A 19,524-nucleotide genomic window follows, 5' to 3' on the forward strand; every position below is an offset into this window, starting at 1 on the left:
GAGCATCAGACCTCCAAGTCTGTTCAAACATAGCCCCCGAGTCCATGCTCATCAGTGTTCCAATCGGCAACATAGCTTGCGGCCATTGGTTCCCAAAGCGCCTGGCCCAGATACTCAGAAACCGTCATGTTGGCCGAGAGAGAAAGCGCCAAACCTATAAACTGCGGGTGGTACTTGTTGTATTGAAATTCTCTTGACGGGGACTCAATAAGGGAACGCTCAAGCAAAATGGTCTCGAGTTTTGGATAGCTGTTAACCTTATTTGTAAATCTATAACGGTGTACCATAATAAACTATCCATCCTCTAAGCTATGAGCGCAGAAGTACTCTTTCTAAGATCAAAATTTAACATGTGTCGTTAAATAAATAACTGATTTTTAAAGTAAAAATAGTACTAGAAAAGTACGGGCACACTTAAGATGGAGTATAGCGCCTTGATTGAAAATTCAAATATTAATCCAACGCCAAAAAATCAAAACTCCTTCCTCACATTAATTGGGGTGTCGGTAATAATTGCTATTCTGTACTTTGCTAAGGTGGTGATACTGCCTGTAGCGATGGCCATTATGCTGTCGTTCTTATTAGCGCCATTAATCATTCGATTGCAACGCTATGGCATACCTAGGTTAGCCGCTATCGTTTCAACTCTAGTTATTGCATTTAGCCTAATTGCGGTTATTGCTTGGAGTATTGGTATTCAAGTAATCAACTTAGCCGAACAATTGCCCCGCTACGAAATAACCCTTCTGGATAAAATACGTCAAATTAATAGTAAAAAACAGGTAGATAGTCCGTTATCGCGTGCCGGTGAGGTCGTAGATAAGCTGCGCAAAGAGCTAAATAACGAAGACCAAAATTTGACAACGGAAACAGCAGCAAAAAACAATAGCCAAGTCACGGCTGTAGAACCCGTTGCTGTAGAGATAAAGCCGACTAAAAAGAATATATTTGAGTCATTCGCCGAGATGGCAGGTCCTTTTATTGGCCCACTTGGAACCAGTGGCTTAGTGATTATTTTCGTAATAGCCATTTTATTTCAACGCGAAGACTTGCGTGAAAGATTAATAAGAATTATTGGCGGGAGTCATCTTAATGTGGCAACCGAAGCAATAGATGACGCCGCAAAACGTATTTCGCGTTATTTAACAATGCAACTTTTAGTAAACTCTAGCTATGGTATTCCAATCAGTGTAGGGCTTTACTTCATTGGCATCCCCAACGCCATTCTCTGGGGCTTTTTAGCAATATTACTTCGATTCATACCTTATATAGGTCCTTGGATAGCGGCTGCCTTCCCTATAGCTTTAGCGTTTGCTATCGACCCTGGTTGGTCTACGTTATTTTTAACTTTGGGATTGTTTATAACTCTAGAAATTATTAGTAATAATGTAGTTGAACCATGGTTATACGGGGTAAGTACCGGCATTTCTAACTTTGCACTAATGGTGGCAGCTGTTTTTTGGACATGGCTATGGGGGCCAGTAGGTCTTTTTTTATCAACACCATTAACGGTATGTGTGGTCGTGCTTGGCAATTATGTACCCAGCTTAAGTTTTATTAGTGTGCTGCTGGGTAGCGTTCCGGCTTTAAAACCTAACGAACGTTTATATCAACGTATGTTAGCCATGGATTATAATGAAATGTTATCCCTCTCTCGGGATTACGTTAAACAAAATTCAATGACCGACTATTATGATCAACTGCTTATTCCTGCTTTAAGTGCGGCTGAGGTTGATAGACAAACGGGGGGGTTGGCAGAAATTAGACAAACCTTTATTTTACAAAATATTCCTGAACTGATTGATGAGCTATACGAAAAAGATTCTAATCCCCCCTTTTCATTAACAAGATCAGCGCGTGTATTGATAGTGGCTGCCAAGGACGATATGGATGAGCTTGCCGGTAAAATTCTCGCTTGCGGCTTGGAAGAAATTGGCATAATAGCGAGACTCCACTCAGCAATCAGTGTGACTAGCGAGTGTGCAGAGCTTATTAAACAGGATCCAATTGAAGTGATATGTATATCTGCCTTACCGCCGGGTGCATTCGTACCTGCTCGCCAACTAAGTCGACGCTTGGCATCAGGATGTGCAGGAGTAAAGTCTATAGTGGGTGTTTGGAGCCACGGCGCACAAGCAAACGATTTACAAAGCCGAATCTCAACGGTATCCGATGCTATTGTTGTAACCACACTGCAAGACGCTATAGATAAAATACAAATTCTTTTAACCGTTCCTGAAGAAGTACAGCCAACCAGTGCACCCATTCCTGAAGATGAAGAAGAGCGCTTAAAAGACGTGCTGAGTTTGAATTTAACAAACGCGGATCCAGACGAAACATTTGACAGTATAACCCGCGCACTCGCTAAGGCGTTTAATGTGCCCATTTCATTAGTATCTATTATCGATACTGATCGACAATTTTGGAAATCCCATGTTGGATTGCCAGAAGATCTGGCATTAGCGGGCGAATCTCCCAGAGACACTTCCGTATGCGGTCACGTTGTTGCTCAAAATAAGGTGTTAATAATTGAAGATATTACACAAGATAAACGATTTGCTAATAACTCATTCTTAAAAAGCCGTGGGATCCGTTTTTATGCAGGGGTACCGTTACGAAGTCATTCCGGCCATGCCGTTGGTAGTTTATGCGTCATCGATACTAAACCTCGCAATGTTACAGAGAAAGAAATCGCATTAATTAGCAAATTAGCAGAGCAACTTATGGAGTCAGTGAATCGCAGTCAAGAAAATACAGCCTAACCAAAACAGGAGATTAATTGTCTGCTAGAAAATACTAAACTCTGGGGCATTGCTCCCCTGACACGGCCTAGATGAATGATGCTCACCGTTTCAGCCTGCTGCGAGCATGCACTGGATACTTGGTCTGGCTGAAACGATTCGTCACTTTGCCTTCCCGTCGGCAGCGCAGTGGCCTGTGTTTTGTAGGCGAACACTTGTTCTCGCATTACGCCGCAGGCGTAAAACTGAACACAGTTGTTGGGCCGAGCGATGCCATTACTTTTGCTCAAACCACTTTTCAGCGTGGATCACCTTATTTATATCCATTCTTTCAAGCCAGCTCTGCTTTTTAAAAAATCGGGCTTCTCAAGATCGGGCTGTTCACTAACGCCCTGTTAACAGGCAAAAAATAGTTGGTTAAAATTAGCGACGCAGGAGCAAAAACCAACTGTTTTTTGTCCTTGTTTAACAGCTTGTTATACCGCTGATTCACGCCTTTCTTGTTGATACGCCAAAATAGAGTTACTAATTGTTTCTTTAGATTTAAATTCAGGTATGCACGAAAACCTAAGCCACTCATTTATTAGCACGTGATTCCCTCGGAATTTTATAAAAGAGTGAATTTTGGCGTAACGTTGTAATTGCTTGGAGTCAGTGTAAATACGAACCAATGAAAAAGCTTTTTCATAAGATAGAAAGTAATAAAAACAATATGTATAAGGCAGTAAACCAACAGAAAGCAGCATTGGTACAAGAAAGTCTCTAAATGTATTAAGGCTATAAAATTTATCATTGTTCTCTACGGCATAAAAAATAGAATCCGCCACAAGGTAAAAACCTGTTATGCTAATAGTAATACCAACAAGTTTATGCACTTGTGCGTGTGATGGTTCTCTTTCTGACACAACGCTGATACAGGCCAAAAGTGTAAGAAAAGAAACTAATACAAGCTCTACAAAATAATTATAAGAATGGAATGCGACCAAGAACTGAACAAATACAATTAATTTTAGTTGGCTATTAAGGCTCGCTCTCAAATATTGTTTTTGATTATCTATATTTGTAGTATTCAGTAGTTGAGAACCACCAATAAAGAAAAGCCACATTAAAGTATTTTTTAGTTGTCCTTGATTCCAAATGCCACTCCACTCAAGAAGTAACACTAAGCCTATTGTATATATGGCAAATAGGCATAGATGAATAACTATACTTTTTTGGAAGAAAGCAGATAATACATTAACTAAAGACGATCTGACACTTTCACTACGCATTGAGAAAAGAATAAAAACACAAAAAAGTGTGGCTGAAGCAAGCTCTCTATTATTGAATACTGCTAGCATATTTGCTCCGAATCCTTTCTGCGGTATAACGCCCCAAACACGCGCAGCGTAAGCTGTCGCTGTGATTTGGCTTGTTAGCACTGTTTACTGGTTCGCGCTCTGATCCATAAACATGAGCTCCCATGTATGGCCATCAAGATCTTCAAAGCCGTGGCCGTACATAAAGCCATGATCTTGAGGCTCTCGCGGGACGCTAGCGCCTAATGATTTTGCTTTTGAAACCAAATTATCAATTTCTTCACGGCTTTCGCATGAAATACAAAGTAAAGACTCCGCGCTAGTTTGAGAATCACAAATAGATTTATCAGTGAAATTCTTGAAATGACTTTCAGAAAGCAACATAACTGATATGTTATCTGCAATTATTACGCAACATGCGTCTTCGTTGCTGTAATCAGCATTGAATTGAAAACCAAGCTCCCCAAAGAAAGTCTTGGCTTTGCTAAGATTCTTTGTGGCTAAATTGATGAATATTTGTCTGTTCATAATGAACCCCTTCGTTCAGTTGATGCTTATTTAGAGTGCTAACGCCGCATTAAGGTGTGAGCAACGCGACCACCCAACCTAAACCTTTGCGCCGTAAACACAAAACCTAACGATGGAATGAAAAATGCCAAGCGTTGGGAATCACTCTTAAATGCTTTGTTATGTTTTTTGGCGCTTATGGATAATATACTGCTCTACAATGAAAACACACTCTCGGGCATAATTTCTAAATGAGTAATTTATATGAGAAAGAGTAATATACCTACCTAGTTCTATTCTTTTCCTATATGAGGTAAAATTAACGCACTTGCCTTTTACAATCTTCTCACCTTCTAACGTTGTCACATAATCTTCTTCTAGCAAGTTTTCTTCGTCGCATTTACTAATAAAATAATTTGTCACCTTACCAAGATTATGGGTGTGTAGGTTTCTGAGTAAATAACAAAAAGTAAAGTAACCATATAAATTATTTGAAAGCTTATTAAGCAGCACATTTATATCGGGATCTATTTCATCCAGTGTTTTTTCTAAAATATTAGACAGTGAAGAGCGCTTAACAACATTTGAAGCCTCTTGCCTAGTTTTACATAGTTGTTCAACAAGAAGATTTTCAACATATGACTCTAAGAATGAAAATATCGAAAGAAATTCAAGTTTATGAAGATTGTTTTTAGCAAAGTTCTCGTCATTTGCAAAATTCGCTATTTCTTTAGACTTATTAACAACGGTAGAGATTTCATCTCTATCAGGTTGAGTCATTTCAGGCGTATAAATTCCATCAAAATTTCTTGGGTCATTCAATGCTGGATATCTAAAGTACTCTTCTGGTATCTCAATTTGAAACCAATCATGTCCAGCCTGTTCATGTCTGACATCCTCTAGCATTAGCAAGTTTTCAAATAAATGTGATGTCAACATAATTGAATTGAACTCGTGGGAAAATACTTTAAAAGCGTCGGTATTATCCTCTGAAACTTTGATAGGTGACTTATTCATATCATTTAATTCAACTACTCTGAAATGGTGCGCAGAGGACTCACACGAATAGTCAGTGTACTTGCCTTTTAGAATATCAGGCATTCCTAATGTTTCAATTTTCATCTTCTTTCTCTATATCTCCGTTGTCAAAACATAACGCCCTGCTAAGGGGCTGATAATAGTTGGCTAAAATGTGCGAGGAACGAAGCGCAGCCAACTGTTAGCAGTCCGTTTTGAGCAGTTTGTTATATTTACTAACGTCTACGCCTCTTATTAAATTGATACTCTAATGCTTCATCAGATATAAATCGCGTGACATTTCCTGTTTTTATTTTCTCATGTTCAAAGCGCTGCGCTCCTTGAATACTTAATCTACGTTTCCACCACTTAACGTCACACAACATCCGAGTTGCTTTGGCTCTTAACATATCTGCATTTTTAGACTCTGCAGTCAGAGAGCATTGAGGAGGGGCAACATGTTGACTTGAGCAATATTCTAAAGCTTCAGACAATCCTTTATCTTTAATTATTTCCGTACACTTTTTAGCATGAAACTCTGAATATGAAGACAACTCTTCTACTATGGAATCAATACTACTCATTTAATATAAAGCTCCATTTGGAGGGAAATATAACATTTTTAATACTGCGCATGCGCGTTTTTATTCATGACACATTTAGCAAGTTTCACCATAAACTACTGATTACATATAACTTTAACTTGCTATGGCATCCTTACTAAATGATCAAAACACGCATGCTCGAATTGTCCGCGTTTAATGCCTAGTATCAACACTACCGATTTTTCAACGCATTGATTTATCTAATGTTATTTTAAAATTCCATTGTAAACACGCATGTTCACTGTACTTTTTGAGCACAGTCATTCGCCTTAGTAAGCTTAATCGCGGCAAAGCAGACTACTGCTGAGGCCTTTTATTAAGTTTTTTACACTGAGAACAGAAACTAAAACTGAATTCAAATGAAGCTGGATCATTATAAGCAGTGAGTGGCTAAATGGAAGGTGATAAACGGTATCCGCTGCGATGCTTACAAGCGACTCGATCTTAGAGAGGACAGCGCAGATGACCTACCGCGATGAAATGACAAGGATGTCATTTCTGAGCCTCCATGGATGGATTCAAGGCGTGTCGTGGGAGGTGGCTGTGCTGCCTGCTGTGCATCGGAGTAAAATCGAGGTAGGGTGACGTTACCCTGTTGACTCTGTACAGGGCTTTGCTGACTGCATCTATGTATTCAGCAAATGTAGGAGGTAGGCAAGGCTAACAGACAACTCTAATGCTGAGGGGAGGGCAGAGGGATCTGCTCAGCCGACCACCACATGACATGGCCGAAAAGTGCTCCTGCCATTTCGGCACTCCCGCCATCCTTGGCGGTCGGATGTCATGTGTTTGAGCGTCCACAGGGTGCGTGCTTGAGCGAGTCGGCGGAGTGGACCCTTTGCCCGGTTATGTACGCTGTGTTCCTGCTTTCATCCTTTAGTTTTTGGGTAATCATGTAATTTTTAGATCCACCAGACGGCTCATAGATTAAGAAGAGGTTGCTGGGATAGCCATCGCCGCTCATCACATGACAAGGCCCAACAAAGGCTCCTGCAATGTTGACATTCCCGCCATCTCTGGCGGTCAGAGGTCATGTAATAGAAGGGGATTAAATGAGGCTTCCACATCAAATGAGGACGCCCCTATGTGCATTCCCCTATTATTGGCTGAAACGTTCACTACCCACCATTTTGTTCTTCATCAGCAGATAGTAAACGATAGCCGAAGGTAACAAGCTGGCGTAAAAAGAAACGTTAGAAAAGTAGAGGGCGACCGGCACCCCTGCGAAAACCGCGATATAAGCCGCCCAGTTGATACCCTTATAGGGGCCATCTGCATCGTAAAACTGACTGACGATTAACGTACGATTACGAATCAGGTAATAATCAACAATCAACACCGCCAGGATAGGTCCGATAAACGCCGAATAGGTTTTAATAAAGATGATCAAGCCATCCGCCGATTCAGCCGTCACTAACAACCAAGGGCATGTGGCGAATGCCAGCAGACCGGTAATGACTGAAGCCTTCTTGAAGGAAAAACCGAAAATATCCATCATCACGTAAGTGGGGGGTATACAGTTATTGAGGATATTGGTGGTGACCTGTGCGAAGGCAATGAATAATAACGTTGTGACCAGCAAGGGTTTGTTATCAACGGCACTGGTGAACACTTCGATGGGATCAACGACGCCTGTCGCAGTCGACACCATGACACCAATCAAACCCATAAATAACGTCGCAGGCAAGATGGATAAGGAGTAGATGGTGACTAATATCCCGCGTTTAGTGTCATGGTGTAATTCGCGCGAATAGTCACTGACATTGAGCATCATGGTGCTGTATATACCCAGGAACAACATAATCTGCCTTCTCGATCAGGCGCAGCGTATAATAAGCCGCAGCAATACCGTCGGCCCTGCCTTGAATACTTGCCACACCCTCTGTGGGGTTGACAACAGAGAGCTGTACGTCTGGACCAATCAGGCGTTTGCAGCTTTCTGCCATCTGCTGTGTCATTGAGGAGGTGGTGTTGGGGTTGATAACCATCAGTTTCATGGGAGTAGCCTCAGTTGGTTTAAGGTCAAGCCGTCAAGGGTGCAACGGATAACATGTCTCTTGCCCGATGATGGCGCAGGGCCTCATTAAAACGACCGCTATATTATTGACGTCAGTATAGTGCCAGGGTAACCATGGTTGCTCGGTTTTTCATCAGCGATGAGACTGCCTGCTATCAGCACTGAAATATGCTAACAGTTCACCGAGACTCATTTGACGGGCAACACAGTGTGCCGATGGGCTGATTGCTGCTGTCGGTAAGTGTCACAACATTGTGGGTAATGTGTGCCCATTGAATGCAGGTGCTGCGTGCCGGGATGTATCATCGCGGCCTGACGCTGAAGGTCACGCAATTGATAATATCTAACAAGGAAGTATTACCACCCGCTAACTTTGCCCGCGCGACGCATTTTTGCTCTGCACGACCCCTGAGCGCCATTTTCAGGGTATAAGCTTGCACCCCCAGTACCCCCCTGTATACTCGTTGGTTAATCCTTCGTCAGCAGAATATTAGCTCGGCTGTCTGCTGCTAACTAACTGGAAGAAAATTAACATGACTATCGAACGTGTACGCACCACTAAACGCTCTAGCCCAATACTGCGCCACAACGACACCGTCTACCTGACCGGACAGGTTGGCGAAGGCGCAACCGTTGCCGAACAGACTCGCAGCTGCCTGGCACGCATCGACGCTCTGCTGGCCGAAGTAGGCACCGATAAATCACACCTGTTGCAAGCAACCATCTGGCTGTCTGACATGGGCGATTACGACGTTTTCAACGAGGTGTGGGACAGCTGGGTTCCTGAGGGAACCGCCCCGGTCCGTTCCTGTGGCGAGGTGTCGGTGGCCAAGCCGGAATATCGCGTTGAAGTGATCATCATTGCCGCAATGCCCAACTCTTAATCAGAGTTCGCGCTGCTGACCTATCGAAGCGTCGGCAGCGCACCCTCCATTTAATATGAATCGCCCCGAGTCAATCGCAGTGCATCATGAACCAACCTGCCACAGTAAAAAGATCCGCAAATACGACATTCAATAACTCTTCCGGCCCCTTTATCCGACTGACGCGTAGCCTGCATTCCCGTAATCGCTAACAAGTTCGAGCCTGATGTATTGGCGCTTACGAAGGAGTTGGTCGACTGACGTCGACCCTACAAAAATCATGTAGCACAGGGTGCGATTGTTACCACTCGTCTTCATCTTCGGTATCGTAGCCTTTATATTGCACTGGCTTGCTGCCGGTTTCGGTGGTCACAAAAGGATAGTGGCGGCCTGGCTGGGGTTCTCTGGGTTTCTTGCGCGACTTGGCTACCTGAAAAATCCAGTCGTCGCCAAAATCAAACCAATAGAACAGCTTCTTGCCCTTGGGTAGGGGAAACAGCGACGCTATATCGTCATCCAGCGAAAATTCTTCGCCGTCAAAATGAATACGCTCCGAGCCGAACGCTTGGCGAGAGATAAAAAACGAATACATGTGGTCGTTCTCAAAACCGACCGCGTCTTGAATGGCGTGATGTAAATCATGCAACGACATGTTTTCTGCTACTTCTAGCTCACACGCCCACTCGTTTTCTGCATAGATACCCGAAACAAGCTTGATGGATAAGGTAATGATCATTGCGGCCTCATGTTGGCGGATGTAACGATGAGTATATTTTATAATGTTTTTTTGAGGCTATAAAGCCCCACGCAAGGGTGGGGCGGGTGTTATGTGCCTAGGGCTGATAAGCCGGCATGGGCGCCATAATATGCACATAGGGCGTACCTTGCCACATGACCCAAGGGCCACCATTGGTATGATCGGTGGGCAGACCTTCGAGCATAGCGGCATCGGGCACCAGTATCATCAGGTGCGGCAGTGGCTCGCTAATCCACTCGTTACTGGCGGTGGGCTCGGTGGCGTAAGGGTCGGTATTACTCTCGGGAGATCCACCCTGCAGCATATATCCAAAGCCCATGGCCTTGTTGGTGTGCGGCAGCTTGTTCATCCAAGCGTGAGCCCAATCCATCCAAACCGCGTCCAAGCACATAGGGTCATTGCCGGAGGTGGCCGGCATATCCGGCAGACAGGTCCAGCCGCTACTGCCTGGGCGAAGCTCGGCCATTTTGTCACCCATATTGGCCGGCCAGTCCATGATGGTGGCCGTGGCACTGATGGAAGGTGGGGCCGCACTCATGGCGCTGGCAATTTTTTCTTCCGAGGTAGCAGCCAGAGTCATGCTGCAGGTGGCACCGAGCATAAGCCCCAGCGCAATACGAGGAAGAGGAACCAGATTGTTCATGGTTTACTCCTTACTGGGGTACAGCTTGCATTGATCGGGACGATAAATGCTTATTCTCCACAGTGTTTTAGGCTTAGCAGGCCGACTATCCCTCGTCAACTGACCAAGCGGTTAAGGTGGCTGTGCTAGACTTTATATAGCGTCAAATACCATCGTGACGGCCGTTCTGCCGCCGATATCGGGTTAGCCATTATTTCCCGCTGATCTCGAATTCCAGACAGGTCTGTAATCTAAGAGCCTGTTCCGAGGACACCATTATGACCCCCTTTTCCCAACATTCCCTTACCGCCCTGAAAGAGACGGTAACAGGCAGCGTTGTGCTGCCTGAAGATGCCAGCTACAACGAAGTGCGCAAAATATGGAATGCCACCATCGACAAGCACCCCGCGATAATCGTGCAATGTGGTGCAGCAGAAGACGTGCCCAAAGCACTACACTTTGCCCGCGAACAGGGGCTGGAAGTCTCGGTTCGTGGCGCCGGCCACAACATTGCCGGTAATGCGGTCTGTGAAGGCGGCATTATGATCGACATGTCCAACATGACTCAGGTGCGGGTAGATGCGGCCAACAAGATAGCCTACGCAGAGCCGGGTGCCACGCTGGGCGATATTGACAAGGCGACCCAACAGCATGGTTTGGCAACGCCACTGGGCATTAACTCCACTACCGGTACTGCCGGCCTAACATTGGGTGGCGGCTTTGGCTGGCTGACTCGGCAATATGGCATGACGGTGGATAACCTGCTGGCGGTCGATTTGGTTACTGCCGATGGCCGTCAGCTAAGAGCCAGTGAACAGCAAAACTCCGATTTGTTCTGGGCCATCAGGGGCGCGGGGGGCAACTTTGGTATTGTTACCGCTTTTGAGTACCAGCTGCATCCGGTGGGTCCGGAGATTACTGCCGGGCTGATTGTGTTTCCCATTGCCCAGGCCAAGCGAGTGCTACAGCAATATCGAGCGTACATGGATAGCGCCCCCGAAGAGCTCAATATCTGGGTGGTGATGCGTAAGGCGCCGCCATTGCCCTTTTTACCCGAAGATGTGCACGGCAAAGAAGTGGCCGTGCTGGCGGTGTTTTATGCCGGAGATCCCACAGAAGCAGAGCGGCTGATCGCTCCGCTGCGTGATTTTGGTACGCCTTACGGCGAACATATTGGCGTGCAGCCCTATGTCGAGTGGCAGCAGGCGTTTGATCCGCTGTTGACGCCGGGCGCAAGAAATTACTGGAAGTCGCATAACTTTACCGAGCTCAACGACCCCGCGCTGGATATCATGATTGACTATACGCATAGCTTGCCCAGCCCACAGTGCGAAATTTTTATCGGTATGATTGGCGGTGCCGCCAATCGAGTCGATTCCAACGCCATGGCCTATGGCCACCGAGATGCTCGATTTGTGCTTAATGTGCACGCCCGTTGGGATGAAGCCGCAGAGGATAAAACCTGCATTGCTTGGGCGCGGGAATTCTTCAAGGCGTCCGCCCCTTATGCTTCTGCCGGCGTCTATATCAACTTTATGACCGAGGAAGAAGGCGACAGGGTCAAGGCGGCCTACGGCCCCAATTACGATCGCTTGGTACAGCTGAAACGCCAGTATGATCCCGGTAATCTGTTTCACCTGAATCAGAACATCAGCCCTTGATAGAGGAGGGCGGTTGGGTTGAAGAAAAGTAACCCCGAATGTTATGCAAAAAGAGGGCCGCACATGCAGCCCTCTTTATCACCTCAGGCGGTTGTTGCCTGCAGGCGGTGGTTTTGCCAGCGTGACAATGCAATAACCAGTACCAGCTGAGTGGCGATGGCCGCCAGCAGAATAAGCGGGCTTTCTGCCCAGCCAGCTACCAAAAAGCCAGCCAGTGCAATGCTGCCGTTAAGCAAGGCATAAGGCAACTGAGTACGGAAGTGCTCAAATTGATCACAGCCCGAGCCGGTAGACGACAGTATGGTGGTTTCTGAAATAGGCGAACAATGATCACCAAACAGGCCGCCCGACAGCACGGCACCAATGCAGGCATATAGCGGCGCGTCTATGGCGATGGCGGTGGGGATCACCAAGGGAAACATAATGGCGAAGGTACCCCAAGATGAGCCGGTGGCAAAAGAAATAATCGCCGACAGCAAAAAGGCCACTGCGGGCACCAGCCAAGCAGGAAAGCCCGATTGTGCCTGTTCGGCAATATAGGCGGCGGCGCCTAAGTCTTTACCGACACTGCTTAAGGTCCATGCCAGTATCAGCACTATCGCCACCTGCATCATGTTGCTCATGCCTTTAAGGTAGACGGCAATACCGTCGGTCACTCGGCGCACCCCGTAAGCAGCCATTAAGATAATCAGCGTCATGGCCGCCATAAAATAGGCGGTGGAGAGTGCAGCACGAAATACTGAGCCCGATACCTTTTCAAACGGAAAGCCCAATGGCCCCAGCATGGCGGCTAACACGCCAGCCATGACCAACAGCGGCGCCCAGACAAAAGAAGCTTGTGCATTGTCGTGGTGAAACAGGGTTTGCTGTTCAATAGGGCCACTGGCAATGTCACCGCGCTCGGCGGCGCGTTCGGCATCGGCCATGGGGCCAAAGTCTAATTTCTTAAAGGCAATTAAGGGCACTATGGCTACTGCCAGTACCGCGTAAAACTGGAATGGAATAGCTGAAATAAAAGCTTCCCAGTCAGTTAACGGCAGCTCAAGGGCATTAAATTCCTTTTGTAGCAGGCTCATGATGTACACGCCCCAGCCGATAAAAGGCACCAAAATGGCCACCGGTGAAGCAGTCGAGTCGATAATAAAAGCCAGCTTCTGGCGCGATATTTTAAGTTTATCGAACAGTGGGCGAAATACCGGGCCCACAATTAAGGGCGTACCCAAATCGGAAAAGAATATGACAATGCCACCCAGCCAAGCCGCAACTTGCGCACGGCATTTGGTGCTTACCCAGTGGGTTACCTTGCGAGCAAAGGCCTGACCACCGCCAGACTGCTCCATTAATGCCACAAAGCCACCGATAAATACCAGCAACACCAATACCCCAGCGTTATAGCTGTCGGTCAGCTGTCCGACCAAATGGTCTTTGACCAAAATACCAAAATTATCCAGCGGATGTTGCCAATCGTTCAGCATGACCACGCCACTGGCCACACCGGCAAAAAGGCCGATCACCACATTGCGGGTGCCAAGAGCGAGTAAAAGGGTGATCACGATGGGGATCAGTGAACTGATGTGGGTTGGTTCCATGTGGTTTTGCTTCCTGAACAAGATGGACACTAACGGGCAAGGGCCAGACAGCGAGCTTAAAAAAAGTAAACAGGCGCAGAACTTTAAAGAAGCAGAGCATGAGGCGCAACCGGATCGTGAATTTTAATAATAAAATATGCAGATTTGGAAAATAATTAAGCTTGAATGGACCTACATGGTGCCGTATTTAGCGATAATAAAGGCTGCTTTAGAATAGTTATGCAGTCAGATTTTAGTCATTTTGGCTAAAGAGAGGGTAAACGCCGTGACAGCGACCATAGCCGAGGAATCAAGCCACAAGATAAAACCTAAATAAGTCGCTTTTATTGCATAGATAGCTTTTTAATTTAATTAAAAATTCACTTTCATTAAATGGGTAAGGATATGATATAACTACAGTATCTAAAACCCTGTCGGAATGTATTCATTGGAAAATCTTGAACATCTCTTCTTACTGACTGGGATCTTGCTGTGTGTGAGTGTGCTGGCCACCTTGTTATCGGCGCGTTCCGGTATTCCTATTCTGCTTATCTTCCTTTTTGTGGGCATGTTAGCCGGCGAAAGTGGCCCAGGTGGCATTGAATTTGAAAGCTATACCTTGGCCTACAGCATAGGTAACTTGGCGTTGGCCATTATCTTGCTGGATGGCGGTATGCGCACCCGCATGGACACCTTTAGGGTGGGTCTAAAACCGGCGCTGAGCATGGCCACCTTAGGAGTGGTGGTAACCAGTGGCGTTACCGGCGTAATTGCGGTGTATATTCTCGACCTCAGCTGGCTACACGGCCTGTTGTTGGGGGCCATTGTGGGCTCAACGGACGCGGCGGCGGTGTTCTCTTTACTCAGCGGCAGAGGCATGCACCTTAACCAACGCGTTGGCGCTTCGCTGGAAATTGAGTCGGGCACCAACGACCCGATGGCGATCTTTTTAACGTTGACCTTGATTGGCCTGATCACCGGCGATATGAATGGCATCGGCGAAACTTTATTATTTTTACTAAGCCAGTTTGGCATTGGTAGCGTGGCCGGTATTTTGGGCGGCATGCTGTTAGTGCAAATGATCAAACGCTTTGAATTAGCCCCCGGTTTGTACCCCATATTAGTGATGGGCTTTGGCCTAACATTATTCGCCTTTACGGCGCTATTAGAGGGCAGTGGCTTCTTGGCGGTGTACTTGGCCGGCTTAGTATTGGGTAACTCTCGCCTGCGAGACATGGAGTCGATTTTACCGGTGCTGGATGGCTTGGCATGGCTGAGCCAAATCGGCCTGTTTTTAGTATTGGGTTTACTTATTTCGCCGGCAGATATGTGGGCCATGGCGTTTCCGGCTATCCTGATCTCCTTAGCGCTGATTTTTATTGCTCGGCCTTTTGCGGTGCTGGTGTCTTTGGTGCCGTTCTTTCGCTTTAATCGCCGAGAAATCGGCTTTATCTCTTGGGTGGGACTGCGCGGAGCCGTGCCGATTGTACTGGCCATATTCCCACTGATGGCCGGTTTACCAGAAGGCATGATGCTGTTTAACGTCGCTTTCTTCGTGGTATTGGTGTCTTTGTTGGTACAAGGCTCGACCATTCCGCAAATGGCAAGACTGTTAAGAGTGGAAGTGCCGCCGGAGTTAGCGCCGCGTCGCCGCTCTATGCTGGGCATCTTTCAAGAAGACGACTATGAAATGTTCCTCTATACGGTGAGCAGTGAGGCGATAGACGGCGTTGTGGTACGCAACCTTACCTTTCCGCCCCATTGCCGAGTAGCAGCGGTATTTAGAGGCGAAAATCTGTTGCCTGCTTCAGGCAGCACACGGCTCGCCATAGACGATGTGCTGTGCGTAATAGGGCGCAGCAATCACCTTAAAGTGCTGAACAATATGTTTGGTGGTGATTTGGATGCGGCTCGCAGCAAGGCCCGTGCCTTCTTTGGTGATTTTATTCTGGATGAAGATGCGCGCATGGGTGATATCGCACTTATGTATGGCGTAGATGTGGATAGCAGCGAAGAAGATCTGAGCCTGGGTGTGTTTATGCTAACGCACACCAATGGCCACCCGGTAGTGGGCGATAATTTTGTGCGCTACGAGATGATTTGGACCGTGGCCGATGTAGACGGCGATAAGGTCTTAAAAGTGGGCTTGCGTGAAGATGAAACCGAGCAGGTTTAGGCCTTTAAAACTTAGATTCTCCTGATTACCCACAAAGCTCAGCCATGTTTCAGTGAACTCAGCACCAATGAATTCAATAGGTTACAGGGAGGTGCCCGTCTCCTCTCTTGTAGGTGCCCGTCTCTTCGGCGAAGAGGACTTCGGCACGGTTTTGGTTTTATTCTTAAACCTCACAAACAGCCAGCGGAGCTGGCCAGCCGAATAAATTGGCTGCTACAAGTGCTAGACCCTTGGCCTTGGAGCCAACCGGGCAGTGAGAAAGAACAAACCGAAACAGGGTGCATTATGGCAGAGGTTCGTACGTAATCAGGTAGATTCTTAAATTTTAGGCATTAAACCTTCGGTTTTCAGTAAAAAAGCGGCTGATTGAGCGCGGCGTAAATGCCTACAATCAGCCGACATTAAGGCTTTGCTAAGTGTTCAGTCGGCTGTTTTGGCTAAGGCATCGAGCATTGGTTCAGTTAATGACGAGGTCGCCACAGCCTGACTGTATAAACTCGCCGCAGTTGGCAGGTTTTGGTCATATTGCTCATTTTGGCTAAATGCAGCACTTTCTCTAAAGGGTTCACCTTGATTAAGTGCTTCAGTGGGGAGCAGCTCATTTTGTGCAGTGGGGATACTTTGTACTGTGCTTTGGCCGTGTGCTTTTAGCCCTGCTAAATCACCGCTGTTGGTGACCTGTATATAGCCGAGCGTTTGCAGCGCTTCTTGGGCGCGTTGGGCTTTAACTTGGTCGCGGTCATAGAGCTTAAGCGGTGTGGTTTTATCGGGGAAGCGGGCACTCACGCCACGGGCAATATAGGTGTGTGGAATATGAATAGCTTCCACTAGGTGCTCAAGAGCATAGTCTTGCTGGCTGGCGACATCTACCCACACGGCGTCGTTGGCCAGTGTTGAGCCGCTAAAGGCGATTGTCGATGTTAATGCCAATGTCCAAAACTTCATGAGTGCCTACCCTACATACCAGTGAGCGGTGAGTGTAAAGCAGAAGGGAGCGGGTTGGGCCGGCAAAAGGACGGCAACCGACAGAAGTCGGCACAACAAAAAATCCCCCGAGCTGCGGGGGATTCTTTTGGTGCCAATTAGCGCACGTTGTACGCCAGTTCGGCAAACTTCACGTCATTTACGACAGCACGTCATTTATGACAACATTTATTTACGACAATAAGTAAGACAAAATCTCGACCACTTGCTCAGGCTGGCGACAAGTCGCTTTAGCGGCTTCGTCCACTTCTTTAAGCGGATGATCCAGCTCAGAGTCATGCAAAGTAATAATGGACTTGCCTAAGGCTGACGCAAAACCTGCATCAAAAGCCGCATTCCACTGCTTGTACTGAGGCCCAAAACGCACCACTACAATGTCGGCTGCTTTAATTTGGGTAGAAGTACGAATGCTGTTAATGCCAGACGCTTTACGGTCACGCCAGAAGTTATCTTCTTCGCTACCTAAAATATTCACGCCTACCATGTCACTGGCATCGTGGTTGGTTACCGCTGAGGTAAAGGTCACGGCCAAGCCTTTGGCTTTAGTACCTTCGATAATACGCTCACGCCAGTCACTGTGAATTTCACCTGACAGATACACGTTCCAAATTTTCTGCGTCATTATGTATTCCTTGTTGCTCACAAAAGTAATTAAAACAAAATACAGTTGTTAAATGTTAACGCATTATGAGCACAAGATCAGCCCCCAAGAAAGCGGTACGCCTTACGTCTTACGCTGTACGTTAAAAGCAAACACCGAAACAGCCGTGAAGGGTGAAGAGTGAAGGGGACGACTGGAAGGCCACCCTCAAACCAGCCAGCATATTCAGTCTCTGTTTCGCCTGTCATTTTTGCATTTGCCTAATCTCAGGTTTTACCATTAAAGATCCCTTTCAGATCTGATCTGTATTTTTCCGTGTATTCCGTGGCAAAAATAGCGTTTGGTGTGACTGTTTGCTCTTTTGTTTATCAGCCTCTTTCTTTGTCTTAACGGGCTTTATCAATCTTCGGCTGCAGGCAGTAGTTTAAGTAGCTGACCATTTGCTGCATCGGTTAACAGATAAATACCGCCGTCTTTCGCTTCTACTAAGGTGCGGATGCGCATCTTTAGCTCGCCAAGTAACGCTTGCTCATTCACGATCTTTTGGCCGTTGAGTGTTAGCCGTACCAGTTTTTGTCCCGCTAAGGCGCCAACCAATAATGAGCCCTGCCAGTGGGGAAATAATTCTCCGCGATAAAAAAGCATGCCAGAGGGCGCAATAGAAGGTACCCACACCCAAATCGGGTCTGCCATGCCTTTAAGATACGTGCCTTGGCCTATGCTACCGCCGCTGTATTCCCGGCCATGGGTCACTAAAGGCCAGCCATAATTGGCACCGGCCTTTATAATATTCACCTCGTCACCGCCGCGCGGGCCATGCTCGTGTACCCACAGCCCGCCACTGGGCGGATGAATGGCGGCCCCTTGAATATTACGATGCCCAAAGCTCCAAATTTCGGGCTTGGCGTGGGGAGTATTGATAAACGGATTATCAGCCGGCACTGTGCCATCGTCATACAGACGCAGGATTTTACCCAGATGATTATCCAACTGTTGTGCCAGGTCTCGGGCGTGATAACGCTCGCCGGTGGTAATAAACAGATAACCTTGAGCGTCAAACACTAGGCGTGAACCAAAGTGGGCACTGCCCGTGGTTTTAGGCTGTTGGACAAAGATGATTTCTAGACTGCTTAAGTGGGTATCATTTAGCTTGGCCCGTGCCACGGCCGTGCCAGCACCGCCTTTGCCTGGCTGGCTGTAACTGAAATACAGCCAGCGGTTTTCTGTAAAATTAGGATGCAGGGCTAAATCCAGTAAGCCGCCTTGGCCGGCGCTCACCATCTTGGGCAGACCTTCAATGAGGGTACGGCTACCATCGGTATTTAAGCGCAGCAAGCGACCACGCCGCTCGCCCACTAATAGCTCGCCAGTAGGCAGTTCAACCAAGCCCCACGGGTGGTGCAGCCCTGCTGCCACCGTTTGAATACGATATTCGGCAGCCAGCGGCGTGGCAAGTGGGGCGGCCAGCAAGGCTAACAACAGCAATAGGTTTTGCATCACAGGCTCTCTTACAGATAAGTGGGCTTTTGCTAACTATAGCTATCGCATCAGGCTGGCCGGAGTACCTTAATCGAAGTATGAACAGCAGTAATCCACTAGGGTGTGGATTTTTAACTTGAAAACAGCGTTGGCTGGCACATTGAATGACTCGCCGCCTTTAATGGCCAGCCAAAGCACTGAGCCTGGCAATTGTACTTCCAGCTCGCCGGCCAAAATTTCCATCAGCTCGGCGGCGGCGGTGTCAAAGGTATACTCGCCTGGCAGCATAATGCCTAAGGTTTTACGGCTGCCATCAGCAAACTGAACCACGCGGCTGGTGACCTTGCCACCGTCGTACACATTGGCCTGCTTAATTACGGTAACATTGCTAAATTGTGTCATGATACTTCCTAGTGAAAGATGAACAGAACAGGATTAAAGGCCGAGGTAAAAACCAAGGATAAAGAACAGCGTTATAGCACAGCTGCGGCGGCTTTAAACCGAATTTTTAACGTCGAGCGATGTCAACGTGGTGTTGCCGTAGTCGTACCCTAGTTGCTGCCATAGTGAGGTAAGAGTGCCGCTACGAAAGAGAGCTGCCACTTTACGGGTCTGATGTGCATTGTGT

The 19,524-nt window shown here is 47.0% G+C and carries 19 protein-coding genes; 5 read left to right on the forward strand and 14 right to left on the reverse strand.

What is annotated here, in order from left to right; all coding sequences use genetic code 11:
* Positions 1 to 23: 23 nt before the first annotated feature.
* Positions 24 to 287, reverse strand: a complete 264-nt coding sequence (locus R0134_RS05800; RefSeq protein WP_319783870.1) for a hypothetical protein — start codon at positions 285 to 287, stop codon at positions 24 to 26.
* A gap of 147 nt (positions 288 to 434) precedes the next feature.
* On the opposite strand from R0134_RS05800, the gene R0134_RS05805 reads away from it, so the two are divergent.
* Entirely contained in the window at positions 435 to 2,762 is a 2,328-nt protein-coding gene (locus R0134_RS05805) for an AI-2E family transporter (RefSeq protein ID WP_319783871.1), read from the forward strand.
* 455 nt (positions 2,763 to 3,217) lie between these two features.
* On the opposite strand, the gene R0134_RS05810 is transcribed toward R0134_RS05805, so the two are convergent.
* The 6 genes from R0134_RS05810 to R0134_RS05835 all read right to left on the reverse strand — a co-directional run bounded on the left by R0134_RS05810 (position 3,218) and on the right by R0134_RS05835 (position 8,165).
* Positions 3,218 to 4,081: a hypothetical protein gene (locus R0134_RS05810; protein ID WP_319783872.1), complete on the reverse strand. Its 864-nt coding sequence runs from the start codon at positions 4,079 to 4,081 to the stop codon at positions 3,218 to 3,220.
* A gap of 84 nt (positions 4,082 to 4,165) precedes the next feature.
* Entirely contained in the window at positions 4,166 to 4,567 is a 402-nt protein-coding gene (locus tag R0134_RS05815; RefSeq protein ID WP_319783873.1) for a VOC family protein, read from the reverse strand.
* A gap of 159 nt (positions 4,568 to 4,726) precedes the next feature.
* Positions 4,727 to 5,668, reverse strand: coding sequence for a hypothetical protein (locus tag R0134_RS05820; RefSeq protein WP_319783874.1), 942 nt, complete (start codon positions 5,666 to 5,668; stop codon positions 4,727 to 4,729).
* 131 nt (positions 5,669 to 5,799) lie between these two features.
* The gene (locus tag R0134_RS05825; RefSeq protein WP_319783875.1) at positions 5,800 to 6,147 is read right to left on the reverse strand and encodes a hypothetical protein; all 348 of its coding nucleotides are present in this window, start codon (positions 6,145 to 6,147) and stop codon (positions 5,800 to 5,802) included.
* Positions 6,148 to 7,267: 1,120 nt separating this feature from the next.
* Complete coding sequence (locus tag R0134_RS05830; protein WP_319783876.1) at positions 7,268 to 7,942, reverse strand: cytosine permease; 675 nt, start codon at positions 7,940 to 7,942, stop codon at positions 7,268 to 7,270.
* Entirely contained in the window at positions 7,923 to 8,165 is a 243-nt protein-coding gene (locus R0134_RS05835) for an aspartate/glutamate racemase family protein (protein ID WP_319783877.1), read from the reverse strand. The genes R0134_RS05830 and R0134_RS05835 overlap by 20 nt, the downstream gene beginning before the upstream one ends.
* 553 nt (positions 8,166 to 8,718) lie before the next feature.
* On the opposite strand from R0134_RS05835, the gene R0134_RS05840 reads away from it, so the two are divergent.
* A complete protein-coding gene (locus R0134_RS05840; RefSeq protein WP_319783878.1) occupies positions 8,719 to 9,069 on the forward strand; it encodes a RidA family protein in 351 nt (116 codons plus the stop codon).
* 280 nt (positions 9,070 to 9,349) lie between these two features.
* Here the strand turns inward: R0134_RS05840 and R0134_RS05845 are convergent, their stop codons facing one another.
* Positions 9,350 to 9,784, reverse strand: coding sequence for an IS1096 element passenger TnpR family protein (locus R0134_RS05845; protein ID WP_319783879.1), 435 nt, complete (start codon positions 9,782 to 9,784; stop codon positions 9,350 to 9,352).
* 97 nt (positions 9,785 to 9,881) lie between these two features.
* The gene (locus tag R0134_RS05850) at positions 9,882 to 10,448 is read right to left on the reverse strand and encodes a hypothetical protein (protein ID WP_319783880.1); all 567 of its coding nucleotides are present in this window, start codon (positions 10,446 to 10,448) and stop codon (positions 9,882 to 9,884) included.
* Positions 10,449 to 10,705: 257 nt separating this feature from the next.
* Between R0134_RS05850 and R0134_RS05855 the strand changes: the two genes are divergently transcribed.
* Positions 10,706 to 12,088, forward strand: coding sequence for an FAD-binding oxidoreductase (locus tag R0134_RS05855; RefSeq protein WP_319783881.1), 1,383 nt, complete (start codon positions 10,706 to 10,708; stop codon positions 12,086 to 12,088).
* Positions 12,089 to 12,171: 83 nt separating this feature from the next.
* Here R0134_RS05855 and R0134_RS05860 read toward each other — a convergent pair whose 3' ends face one another.
* Positions 12,172 to 13,677 (reverse strand): Na+/H+ antiporter NhaC family protein, encoded by a 1,506-nt coding sequence (locus R0134_RS05860; protein WP_319783882.1) that lies wholly within the window; start codon positions 13,675 to 13,677, stop codon positions 12,172 to 12,174.
* On the opposite strand from R0134_RS05860, the gene R0134_RS05865 reads away from it, so the two are divergent.
* Complete coding sequence (locus tag R0134_RS05865; RefSeq protein ID WP_319783883.1) at positions 13,676 to 13,804, forward strand: hypothetical protein; 129 nt, start codon at positions 13,676 to 13,678, stop codon at positions 13,802 to 13,804. The two genes, R0134_RS05860 and R0134_RS05865, sit on opposite strands and share 2 nt — an antisense overlap.
* Positions 13,805 to 14,104: 300 nt before the next feature.
* On the forward strand, positions 14,105 to 15,832 hold the full coding sequence (locus R0134_RS05870; protein WP_319783884.1) for a potassium/proton antiporter: 1,728 nt from the start codon (positions 14,105 to 14,107) through the stop codon (positions 15,830 to 15,832).
* 420 nt (positions 15,833 to 16,252) lie between these two features.
* On the opposite strand, the gene R0134_RS05875 is transcribed toward R0134_RS05870, so the two are convergent.
* The 4 genes from R0134_RS05875 to R0134_RS05890 all read right to left on the reverse strand — a co-directional run bounded on the left by R0134_RS05875 (position 16,253) and on the right by R0134_RS05890 (position 19,298).
* Positions 16,253 to 16,777, reverse strand: a complete 525-nt coding sequence (locus tag R0134_RS05875) for a rhodanese-like domain-containing protein (RefSeq protein WP_319783885.1) — start codon at positions 16,775 to 16,777, stop codon at positions 16,253 to 16,255.
* 211 nt (positions 16,778 to 16,988) lie between these two features.
* Positions 16,989 to 17,438: a YtoQ family protein gene (locus R0134_RS05880; protein WP_319783886.1), complete on the reverse strand. Its 450-nt coding sequence runs from the start codon at positions 17,436 to 17,438 to the stop codon at positions 16,989 to 16,991.
* A gap of 378 nt (positions 17,439 to 17,816) precedes the next feature.
* Entirely contained in the window at positions 17,817 to 18,914 is a 1,098-nt protein-coding gene (locus tag R0134_RS05885) for a PQQ-dependent sugar dehydrogenase (RefSeq protein ID WP_319783887.1), read from the reverse strand.
* A 69-nt stretch (positions 18,915 to 18,983) separates the two neighbouring features.
* Positions 18,984 to 19,298, reverse strand: coding sequence for a pyrimidine/purine nucleoside phosphorylase (locus tag R0134_RS05890; protein WP_319783888.1), 315 nt, complete (start codon positions 19,296 to 19,298; stop codon positions 18,984 to 18,986).
* Positions 19,299 to 19,524: the final 226 nt, after the last annotated feature.

Source organism: Oceanisphaera sp. IT1-181 (assembly GCF_033807535.1).
Taxonomy (GTDB): domain Bacteria; phylum Pseudomonadota; class Gammaproteobacteria; order Enterobacterales; family Aeromonadaceae; genus Oceanimonas.

Excerpts from the sequence above, each read along its gene's own strand:
- R0134_RS05875 (WP_319783885.1), bottom strand. The coding sequence starts at position 16,777 with ATGAAGTTTTGGACATTGGCATTAACATCGACAATCGCCTTTAGCGGC.
- R0134_RS05880 (WP_319783886.1), bottom strand. The coding sequence starts at position 17,438 with ATGACGCAGAAAATTTGGAACGTGTATCTGTCAGGTGAAATTCACAGT.
- R0134_RS05855 (WP_319783881.1), top strand. The coding sequence starts at position 10,706 with ATGACCCCCTTTTCCCAACATTCCCTTACCGCCCTGAAAGAGACGGTA.
- R0134_RS05820 (WP_319783874.1), bottom strand. The coding sequence starts at position 5,668 with ATGAAAATTGAAACATTAGGAATGCCTGATATTCTAAAAGGCAAGTAC.
- R0134_RS05850 (WP_319783880.1), bottom strand. The coding sequence starts at position 10,448 with ATGAACAATCTGGTTCCTCTTCCTCGTATTGCGCTGGGGCTTATGCTC.
- R0134_RS05800 (WP_319783870.1), bottom strand. The coding sequence starts at position 287 with ATGGTACACCGTTATAGATTTACAAATAAGGTTAACAGCTATCCAAAA.
- R0134_RS05840 (WP_319783878.1), top strand. The coding sequence starts at position 8,719 with ATGACTATCGAACGTGTACGCACCACTAAACGCTCTAGCCCAATACTG.
- R0134_RS05865 (WP_319783883.1), top strand. The coding sequence starts at position 13,676 with ATGTGGTTTTGCTTCCTGAACAAGATGGACACTAACGGGCAAGGGCCA.
- R0134_RS05810 (WP_319783872.1), bottom strand. The coding sequence starts at position 4,081 with ATGCTAGCAGTATTCAATAATAGAGAGCTTGCTTCAGCCACACTTTTT.
- R0134_RS05885 (WP_319783887.1), bottom strand. The coding sequence starts at position 18,914 with ATGCAAAACCTATTGCTGTTGTTAGCCTTGCTGGCCGCCCCACTTGCC.
- R0134_RS05845 (WP_319783879.1), bottom strand. The coding sequence starts at position 9,784 with ATGATCATTACCTTATCCATCAAGCTTGTTTCGGGTATCTATGCAGAA.
- R0134_RS05890 (WP_319783888.1), bottom strand. The coding sequence starts at position 19,298 with ATGACACAATTTAGCAATGTTACCGTAATTAAGCAGGCCAATGTGTAC.
- R0134_RS05825 (WP_319783875.1), bottom strand. The coding sequence starts at position 6,147 with ATGAGTAGTATTGATTCCATAGTAGAAGAGTTGTCTTCATATTCAGAG.
- R0134_RS05815 (WP_319783873.1), bottom strand. The coding sequence starts at position 4,567 with ATGAACAGACAAATATTCATCAATTTAGCCACAAAGAATCTTAGCAAA.
- R0134_RS05835 (WP_319783877.1), bottom strand. The coding sequence starts at position 8,165 with ATGAAACTGATGGTTATCAACCCCAACACCACCTCCTCAATGACACAG.
- R0134_RS05860 (WP_319783882.1), bottom strand. The coding sequence starts at position 13,677 with ATGGAACCAACCCACATCAGTTCACTGATCCCCATCGTGATCACCCTT.
- R0134_RS05830 (WP_319783876.1), bottom strand. The coding sequence starts at position 7,942 with ATGATGCTCAATGTCAGTGACTATTCGCGCGAATTACACCATGACACT.